Below are 10,048 nucleotides of genomic sequence, written 5' to 3'. Positions count from 1 at the left end.
GGCGCTGATCGGGCGCGTGGGCTCGGGCAAGTCGACCATCCAGCGCCTCATCATGGGCCTGTACCAGCCGACCGACGGCGCCGTGCTGCTCGACGGCATCGACCTGCGCCAGCTCGACCCGGCCGACGTGCGGCGCAACCTCGGCTACGTGTCGCAAGACGTGACGCTCTTCTACGGCACGCTGCGCGACAACATCACCTTCGGCCTGCCCTACGCCGACGACTCCGCGGTGGTGGCTGCCGCCGAGCTGGCCGGCATGGTGAGCTTCATCAACCGCCACCCGCGCGGCTTCGACATGCCGGTGGGCGAGCGCGGCGAATCGCTCTCGGGCGGCCAGCGCCAGGGCATCGGCCTTGCACGCGCGGTGCTGCACAACGCACCCATCCTGCTGCTCGACGAACCCACCAGCGCGATGGACTTCACCACCGAAGCGCAGATCACCCAGAACGTGGCCCAGTTTGCGCACAACAAGACGGTGGTGCTGGTCACGCACCGCACCTCGCTGCTGGCCATGGTCACGCGAGTGATCGTGATCGACGGCGGCAAGATCGTGGCCGACGGGCCGCGCGACCGGATCATGGAAGCGCTCTCCACGGGGCGCATCGCGAGAGCCGCATGAGGCGCGTCATGGCCGCCGCGGAGCACATCGGCCGGTCTTTTCACCGCAAAGACGCAAAGGTCGCAAAGATCGCAAAGAAAGACTCTTTTTCCTTCGCGTTCTTTGCGACCTTGGCGCCTTGGCGGTAAAGAAACGGCGCCCCATCGGGAACCCACATGAACGAACCCAGCCAACCCGAAGGCCGCACCAACGCCTTTCTGTTTCGCATCGGCCAGCGCATTCTGGCCGCGCTTGAAAAGCTGCGCGTGCTGCTGGCGCCGATCAGCGACCGTGTGTTTGGCAGCACCGCCACCGACCAGCAGGCCAACCAGGCCGGATTTCGCAGCTTCGAGCAAGAAGCCGATGAAGTGATGTCACGCGGCAAGACACAGCGTGCACAGAAGATCGTGCGGGCCTCGGCGGTGATCGTGTTGCTGCTCATCGTGTGGGCGGCACTCGCCAAGGTGGACGAGGTGACACGCGGCGAAGGCCGGGTGATCCCGTCGCGGCAGCTGCAGGTGCTGCAGTCGTTCGACGGCGGCGTGGTGTCGGAGATCCTGGTCAAGGAAGGCCAGGTGGTTGAAGCCGGTCAGTTGCTGTTGAAGATCGACGAAACGCGCGCCACCTCGGGTGTGCGAGAGAGTGCTGCCCAGGGCTTTGCGTTGCGTGCGCGGCAGGCGCGGCTCACGGCGCTGGCCGAAGGCTCGGCCTTTTCACCGCCGCCGATGGGCGGTGACCCCGAAGAAGCACGCATCCTGCAAGGCGAAAAGGAGCTGTACGAGGCCAAGCGCTCCGAGCTGTCGACGCTGTTGTCGATCAACGGCCAGCAGCTGCAGCAGCGTCAGCAGGAGCTGGCTGAAATGCGCTCGCGAAAGAGTTCCGCTGAGCGCTCATTGGAGCTCGGGCAACAGGAGCTCGCCAAGACCAAACCGCTGCTCGCCAGCGGCGCAGTGAGCGAGGTCGACATCTTGCGGCTGGAGCGAGACCTCTCGCGCAGCCGCGGCGAATCAGAGCAAGCCAGCGCGCAGATCGCGCGGGTACAGGCAGCCATCGGCGAAGCGCAGCGCAAGATCGAAGAGACCGAGATCGCCTTCCGCAACGAAGCCCGCAAGGAACTCGCCGAGGTGGTGGGCAAGCTCAACGCCTTGAACGAAGGCCAGGTGGCCTTGAGCGACAAGGTGGCCAAGTCGCAGGTGAAGTCGCCTGTGCGCGGGCGGGTGCAGCGGCTGCTGGCCAACACCGTGGGCGGTGTGGTGCAGGCGGGCAAGGACATCGTGGAGATCGTGCCGCTCGACGACCAGCTGGTGCTCGAAGCCCGCATGGCGCCGAAAGACATTGCCTTCATCCGCCCTGACCAGAGCGCGACCGTCAAGTTCACCGCCTACGACTTCTCCATCTACGGCGGGCTCGACGCCAAGGTGGAAAACATCAGCCCCGACACCGTGATCGACGAGCGGGGCAACGCCTACTACCTGGTGCGGGTGCGCACCACGCGCTCCAACTTCAGCGAGAAGCTGCCCATCATCCCGGGCATGACGGCCGAGGTGGACGTGCTGACTGGGCGCAAATCGGTGTTGACCTACCTGCTGAAACCCGTTCTTAAGGTCAAGGCCTACGCCCTGAGCGAGAGATAGCCCCCCCAGTCGCTTCGCTCCTGCCGCCAAGGGGCGCCGCCTGGCGGCCCGGCAAAGCCGGTTCCGCGGGCGTTGCTGGAGGGGCGCATCGCTTCGCTTGCGCGAATCAGCCGTTCGCCGCGAGCTGCACCTGGTTGCGGCCAGCGCCTTTGGCCGCGTACAAAGCCTGATCAGCTTCGGAGATGAAGTCGGCCACCGACTGGCTCGCTTGCGCCACGCGCGCCACCACACCCAGGCTGATGCTCACGGGGATGCGCTTGCCGCGGTAGATGAACTGGATGCACTCCACTGCGACGCGCATGCGCTCGGCCACTTCGAGGGCGTGTTCGGCATCGGTGGCCGGCAGCACGACGGCGAATTCTTCGCCACCGTAGCGCGCCACCAAATCGGTGGAGCGGCCCGCCGTGCCGGCCAGCGTGGTGGCCACGAGCTTGAGGCATTCGTCACCGGCCAGATGGCCCACGCTGTCGTTGATCTTCTTGAAGTGGTCGATGTCGGCCAGGACCAGGGCCACCGGCGTGCCGGTGCGGGCCGAGCGGTCGTGCTCTTTCTTCAGGGTCTCGTCGAAGTAGCGCCGGTTGTGCACCTTGGTGAGCGCGTCCGTCACGCTCAGCTTGGCCAGCTCGATGTTGGCGAGTTCAATGTTTTCCATCGCCCGCTTGAGCTCGGCGGTGCGGTCGAGCACACGCAGCTCCAGCTCTTCGTTGGCTTGCAGTTGCACCGCCAGCGCATGCTCCTGGGCGCGGATTTTCTCGTCGCGCTCTTCGTGCAAGCGGCCGGTGAGCACCAGCGATTCACGCTGCGCCGCTTCCTTGGAAGCCGTTTCGCGTTTGATGCGCTCGGCCAGCGCCACAGACAGCAGCAAGGTCTCGACAACAAAGCCGATCTGCTGCACGTACTGAATCCACCAGCCCGTGTCGATCACGCCGAACATCGACAGCATCATCACGATGGTGGCCGCGATGATGGTGATCCAGGCCAGCGCAAAGTAGCGCGCCAGGACATTGCCCTGGGCCACCAGGTACACCGAGCTGTAAACGCCGGCCAGGCTGCAAAGGATGCCGCCGATGCCAATCATCCAGATCAGCAGCCGCGTGGCCGGAAACATGGCCATCACCGAGGCGACGACCCAGAAGCTGATGACGACCAGGCTGATCCAGTTCAGGTGCCGGGCCGCGTTCTTCAGGTCGAGGAAGTGTCGGAAGAAGACCGCCGCGGCGAGGAAACTGAAGCAGGCAAAAAGTTCGTAGGCGCGAGACTTCAACCAGTCGGTGCCGCCCCACACGTAGTACGTGCCATACCCGGTGACCGCCAATTCGTACAAGATGATCGACAGCAGGTACACCGAGTAAGAAAGGAAGCTGCGGTCGCGGGTGAAGATGAACAGGCTCAGGTTGTAGAAGAGCATCACACCCAGGATGCCGAACAGCAGCCCCATCATCACCGCGCGGTCGTGGCGGCTGGCGTGCAGCTCCTTCTTCTCCCACAGGACGAGAGGCACCAACAGCTGGCTCGAGGTGTTCACCCGCAGCAGCATGCTGGCCCGGTCGCCGGGTTGCATCACCACCGGGAACAGCAAACCCGGATCGCGCAACAACCGGGGGTCGGCTGGGCGGTTCACGCCGGCGCTGTGCGAGGCCACCCAGCGATTGCGACCCGGGTCGAATTGATGGAAGTCGACCGCCTGGAGCATCGGCCAGGCAATCCCGAGTACCCACTCGGTGTCGCGCTCGGCCTCGTGTCGCAGGTTGAAGCGGATCCATACCGGCGTGGCTTGCCGCTCCAGGTTGACTCTCTTGCCCGCGTAGGGGCGCCAGCGAGGGGCCAGCGAAGCGGACATGGCCTGCTCGGGGGTGAGGTTCTCACCAGGTGCCTCGGTCAGCAGCTCCACGCCGCTCTCGATGCGCACCGATGTCGCCCCTCTTTCGAGAACGATGTCGGCCGGCACCGCGGCCGCCGCGGAACCCACGGCGCACAGCCACGCCAACTGCAGTGCGAGCAGTAACACGGCGAGGGCGCGGCGAGGGGTACACATCTTTGGGCGTTGAGAGCGGGTCTGACACTCGTGCGACGAAGACACGGTAGTTGGTTTTCGGTGCGCTTGGCTTGCGCTTGAGCGCCAGGGGCTGCGCAAACCCGCTCGTGCCCACAAGTACTTCACGCTCCCGGTGAATGCACCTTGCTTCGCATGCCGCTGTACGTCTATGAGCCGGGTGTTGCCGGTTGTTTCATGCGGTTTGCCAAAAATCGCGTGCGCTCAAGTTTCAGAAAACCCCGCCGATAACGGTTGCGGGCGGCTTGCGCACGCTGAACAACGAGGCCATCACCGGTCTCTTATTCGCGCTCAAGTTGACCTCAGCGGTGATTCTGTTCACGCAAACGCCTCGATGCGGGTCACTTAAGAACCGGGCTTCTCCGCTATTCTCAAAAGCATTCTGAGCGGTATCTCGCCCGAGGTTTTTGTATGCCCACCATTGTTCAAACCGTCAACGGCAAAGTCACAGGTCTCTGGGGCTCTGCCTTGCGCCGCACACCATCCGGCAAGCTCGTTGCCTTGAACATGGGCGACATCGTCAACCGGGGCGACGTGATCCTGACCACGCAAGACGGCATCGTCCAGCTCACCCCCGACCACGACACACCCCGCACCGCTGTTGCGCCGGCCACCGACCTCGACCGCGTGATCGCCGAGCTCAACGAGCCCGACGCCCTCAGCGCACCGGCTGCCGGCTTGAACCCGGGCGACGGCTCGGGCCTGCAGCCCGGCCTGCGCGTGGGCCGCATCTCGGAAGACATCAGCTCGACGTCGTTCACGCAGAACAACGACAACACGGCCGCCCGTTTTGTCGAGCCACGCGCGACACCCCCGGAAGACGGGCAAGCCGCAGCCGCTGCACCTACCGCGCCCGGTCCGCTCAACGAGCGCCCCACGGCATCGACCGCTGCCAGCAGCGGCAATGAAGACAACACCCTGCCGATCTCGCTGACCGGGCAAGACACCGATGGCAGCGTGACCGCCATCAACGTGACCAGCATCCCCACCGGCAGCGCGCTGCTGCTGGCCGATGGCGTGACGCCGGTCGTGGCCGGCCAGACGCTCACCCCCGCGCAAGCCGCCGGCCTCTTGTGGCGCCCCGCGCCTGATTTCAACGGCGGCGCTGCCGTGACCTTCACCGTCACCGACAACCAAGGCGCCGTTTCGGCCCCCGCCACGGTGCAGATCAGCGTGCTGTCGGTCAACGACACGCCGCTGGCCAATGCCGGCATTGCCAGCGTCGGCCCTGAATACAGCAGCATCCCCGTCAACCTGACCGGCACCGACATGGACGGCACGGTCGCCAGCATCAGCGTGACCACCCTGCCCCCGGGCGGCGCGCTCTATCTGGCTGATGGCGTGACGCCAGTCGTGCCCGGCACCACGCTCACACCCACCCAGGCCTCGCAACTGGTCTTCGTGCCCAACCCGGGCAACACCGGCACGGGCACGATCGGCTTCACCGTCACCGACAACGAAGGCGCCACCTCAACCCCCAACGCGGCCCAAGTCAACGTGACGCCGGTGCCGACCACGGTCACCCTTGCTGCCTCGGCCACCACCGTCACCGAAGGTGGCAGCGTGGTCTACAGCGCCTCCGTCGACCACCCGGTCAGCGGCTCGCCGCTGGTCATCACGCTCAGCAACGGCAGCACCATCACCATCCCGGCGGGCCAGAGCAGTGGCAACACCACCCCCGTGGTGACGCGTGCCGATGACTACCATGCCCAGGGCAGCCAGACCCAGACCCTTGCGGTCGCCGGCACCACAGGTGGCAACTTCTCATCGCTCGTCACCGGCAGCACCATCGCCACCACGGTGACCGACGACGCCGATGCCAGCACCGTTTCACTGAGCGCCTCCACCGCATCGCTCGCCGAAGGCGGCAGCGTGGTCTACACCGCCAGCGTGAACAACACGGTGACCGGCTCGCCGCTGGTCGTGACCCTGTCGAACGGCCAGACCATCACCATTCCCGTCGGACAGAGCTCGGGCAACAGTGCGCCCGCCGTGCTGCGCCCGGACGACGCCAACCTGCAAGGTTTGCAAACCATCAGCACGGCCATCACCGGCACGAGCGGTGGCAACTTCGAAGCCGTGAACAACGGCCCGGCCGTCAACACGACCGTGACCGACGACGCCGATGCGAGCACCGTCACGCTGAGCACGTCGACCCCCACCGTGGCCGAAGGCGGCAGCGTCGTCTACACCGCCAGCTTGAGCAGCCCGGTCGCCGGTGCGCCCTTGGTCATCACGCTGATCAACGGCCAGACCATCACGATTCCCGTCGGCCAGAGCAGTGGCAGCAGTGCGCCCTTTGCCGTGCGCCCAGACGACGCCGCCGTGCAAGGCACCGACACGCTCACCGTCAACATCAGCGGCACCGCCGGCGGCAGCTTCGAAGCCCTCACGCCCACCGGCACGGCCACCACCACGGTGACCGACGACACCGACACGAGCACCGTCACCCTCAGCGCCTCGGCCGCGTCGGTGACCGAAGGCGGCAGCATCACCTACACCGCCAGCGTGAGCAGCCCGGTCGCAGGTGTGCCCCTGGTCGTCACGCTCAGCAACGGCCAACAGATCACCATCCCGGTCGGCCAGAGTTCGGCCAGCAGCGCACCCTTTGCTGTGCGCGCCGACGACGTGCAGCTGCAAGGCAGCGACACGCTCAGCGTCAACATCAGCGCCACCACCGGCGGCAACTACGAAGCCCTCACCGCCACCGGCACCGCCACCACCACGGTAGGCGACGACGCCGACGCGACCACCGCCACACTCACCGCTTCGACGGCCAGCGTCATCGAAGGCGGCAGCATCGTCTACACCGCCACGCTGAACAACGCCGTGGCCGGCTCATCCCTGGTCATCACGCTGAGCAACGGCCAGACCATCACCATCCCGGTCGGCCAGAGCAGCGGGATCAGTGCGCCCTTCGCCGTGCGCGCGGACGACGCGCTGGCGCAAGGCACCGACACGCTCAACGTCAACATCACCACCACCGCAGGCGGCAGCTTCGAAGCCGTGACACCCACCGGCACTGCCACCACCACGGTGAGCGACAACGCCGACGGCACCACGGTCACGCTCACGGCCTCGGCCACCAACGTGAGCGAAGGCGGGAGCCTCGTCTACACCGCCACGCTGAGCGCAGCCGTGAGCGGCGCGCCGCTTCTCATCACCCTCAGCAACGGCCAAGTCATCAGCATCCCGGTGGGCCAGAGCAGCGGCAGCAGCGCGCCCTTTGCCGTGCGCGCCGACGACGCCCACGTGCAGCCCGACGACACCTTGGTGGTGACCATCGCCAACACCAGCGGTGGCGACTTCGAAGCCCTCACGCCCACCGGTACCGCTGCCACCACGGTGAGCGACGACGCCGACGTGAGCACCGTCACGCTCTCTTCTTCGGCCACCAGCGTGAGCGAAGGCGGCAGCGTGGTTTACACCGCCACGTTAAGCAACCCGGTCGTCGGCACGCCACTGGTGATCTCGCTCAACAACGGCCAGAGCATCGTGATCCCGGTCGGCCAGAGCTCGGCCGACAGCGCGCCCTTTGCCGTGCGTGCGGACGACAACTTTGTGCAAGGCGCGCAGAGCTTCAGCGTGAGCATCGCCGGCACCAGCGGCGGCAGCTACGAATCGCTCGCCACCAGCTCGACCGTGAGCACCACGGTGAACGACGATGCCGACACCAGCACCGTCAGCTTGAGCGCCAGCCCGGCCGTGGCCGAAGGCGGCAGCATTGTCTACACCGCCACGCTCACGTCGGCCGCACAGACCGCGGTGGTGGTGACGCTCTCCAACGGCTCCTTCATCAACATCGCCGCCGGCGCATCGTCTGGCACGGTGACGGTTGCTGCGCCCAGCGACGACGTGCTGGTCGACGCCGGCTCGGTCTCGGCCACCATCGCCTCGGCCACCGGTGGCAATTTCGAATCGCTGCTTGTCGACCCGTCGGCCGCCAGCACCAGCATCACCGACACGCTCGACACCACCACCTTGAGCCTCACCGGCTCGGCCTCGGTCAGTGAAGCCGGCAGCGCCAACTACACCCTCTCGTTGACCAGCGTGGCGCAAACCGCTGTGACCGTGACGCTCACCTACAGCGGCAACGCCGCCAACGGCAGCGATTTCACCGGCACCACCACCGTCACCATTCCCGCTGGCGCCAGCCTGGCCAGCTTCTCGGTGGCCGCCATCGACGACGTGCTCGCCGAAGGCCCCGAGAACTTCACCGTGGCCATCACCTCGGTGACCGGCGGCAACTTCGAAAGCCTGGTCGTGAGCGGCGGCGCCGGCTCGGTGAGCACCGGCATCGTCGACAACGACATCTCGACCGTGAGCCTCGCGGCCACACCCAGCCTCAGTGAGGCCGGCGGCAACATCGTCTACACCGCCACGCTCACCCAAGCGCCGGCCACGGCCTTGACCGTGACCTTGTCGAACGGCGCCGTCATCAACGTGGCGGCGGGTGCGTTCACCGGCTCCGTGAGCGTGCCGGTCGCGGCGAACGAAGACGTCTACGTCGACCCGAGCAGCCTCAGCGCCACCATCGCCAGCACCTCGGGCGGCGGCATTCCGCTGGCCGTGGACCCGGCGCCTGCCGTCACCGCCATCACCGACACGGTCGACACCACCACGCTGTCGCTCAATGCGACCGCGTCGGTCGCCGAAGGCGGCTCCATCGTCTACACCGCCTCGCTCAGCTCGCCTGCGGGCACGGCGGTGAACATCACGCTCTCGAACGGCGCCAGCCTCAGCATCGCGGCAGGTGCCTCCAGCGGCAGCGTGGCCGTGGCAGCGCCTGGCGATGACGTGTACGTCGACGCCGGCGCGGTGTCGGCCACCATCACCGCTGCCAGCGGTGGCAACTTCGAATCGCTGGTGGTGAACCCGGCCCCGGCCCTCACCAGCGTCACCGATACGATCGCCACGACGACCGTCTCGCTCACCGCCACGGCCACGGTCGCCGAAGGCGGCAGCATCGTCTACACCGCGAGCCTGAATGCGCCCGCGCAAACGGCCGTCACGGTCAATCTGTCCAACGGTTCGTTCATCACCATCGCGGCCGGTGCCTCCACCGGCACGGTGGCGGTGCTGGCTCCGGCCGACGACGTGATCGTCGACGCCGGCTCGGTGTCGGCCACCATCACGGGTGCGACAGGCGGCAACTTCGAGAGCCTGGCCGTCAACCCGGCCGCGGCAACCACCGCCGTCATTGACACGCTTGACACCACCACCGTCAGCCTCACCGCGACCCCGTCGGTCAGCGAAGGTGGCAGCATCGTCTACACCGCCTCGCTCACCTCGCCTGCCAGCACGGCAGTCAGCGTGACGCTCTCCAACGGCGCCAGCATCACCATCCTCGCAGGCACGTCCAGCGGCAGCGTGGCCGTGGCCGCGCCGGGCGATGACGTGCTCGTCGACGCCAGCGCCATCTCGGCCACCATCACCGCGGCCAGCGGCGGCAACTTCGAAAACCTGGTGGTCAACCCCGCAGCGGCGACCACCAGCGTCACCGACACCGTCGACACCACCACCGTGTCGCTCACCGCTACGCCTTCGGTGGCTGAAGGCGGCAACATCGTCTACACCGCCTCGCTCGGCTCACCCGCCGGCACCGCCGTGACGGTGACGCTCTCCAACGGCGCGCAGATCACCATCGCCGCAGGCGCCTCGTCCGGCTCGGTGCCGGTGGCCGCCCCTGCCGATGACGTGTTGATCGACGCCGGCACCGTGTCGGCCAGCATCGTCTCGGCCAGCGGTGGCAACTTCGAAAGC

4 protein-coding genes are annotated in these 10,048 nt (G+C 66.8%); 3 read left to right on the top strand and 1 reads right to left on the bottom strand.

Annotated elements, in window-relative coordinates; all coding sequences use genetic code 11:
* Positions 1–619 (top strand): ATP-binding cassette domain-containing protein (locus RMO40_RS00200; RefSeq protein WP_309714784.1); only part of this gene is annotated, 619 nt, incomplete at its 5' end.
* A gap of 155 nt (positions 620–774) precedes the next feature.
* Positions 775–2,232 carry an HlyD family type I secretion periplasmic adaptor subunit gene (locus RMO40_RS00195; protein WP_309714782.1) on the top strand — a complete coding sequence of 486 codons (1,458 nt, stop codon included), beginning with the start codon at positions 775–777 and terminating at the stop codon, positions 2,230–2,232.
* A gap of 106 nt (positions 2,233–2,338) precedes the next feature.
* Here RMO40_RS00195 and RMO40_RS00190 read toward each other — a convergent pair whose 3' ends face one another.
* Positions 2,339–4,240 carry a diguanylate cyclase gene (locus tag RMO40_RS00190; protein ID WP_309714780.1) on the bottom strand — a complete coding sequence of 634 codons (1,902 nt, stop codon included), beginning with the start codon at positions 4,238–4,240 and terminating at the stop codon, positions 2,339–2,341.
* 456 nt (positions 4,241–4,696) lie between these two features.
* Between RMO40_RS00190 and RMO40_RS00185 the strand changes: the two genes are divergently transcribed.
* On the top strand, positions 4,697–10,048 hold a 5,352-nt coding region (locus tag RMO40_RS00185), incomplete at its 3' end, for an immunoglobulin-like domain-containing protein (protein WP_309714777.1).

This window comes from Rhizobacter sp., assembly GCF_031412075.1.
In the GTDB taxonomy this organism is placed as follows: domain Bacteria; phylum Pseudomonadota; class Gammaproteobacteria; order Burkholderiales; family Burkholderiaceae_C; genus Rhizobacter.
Note: the sequence above shows the minus strand (reverse complement) of the source record. Positions and strands in the feature narration are given on the sequence as shown.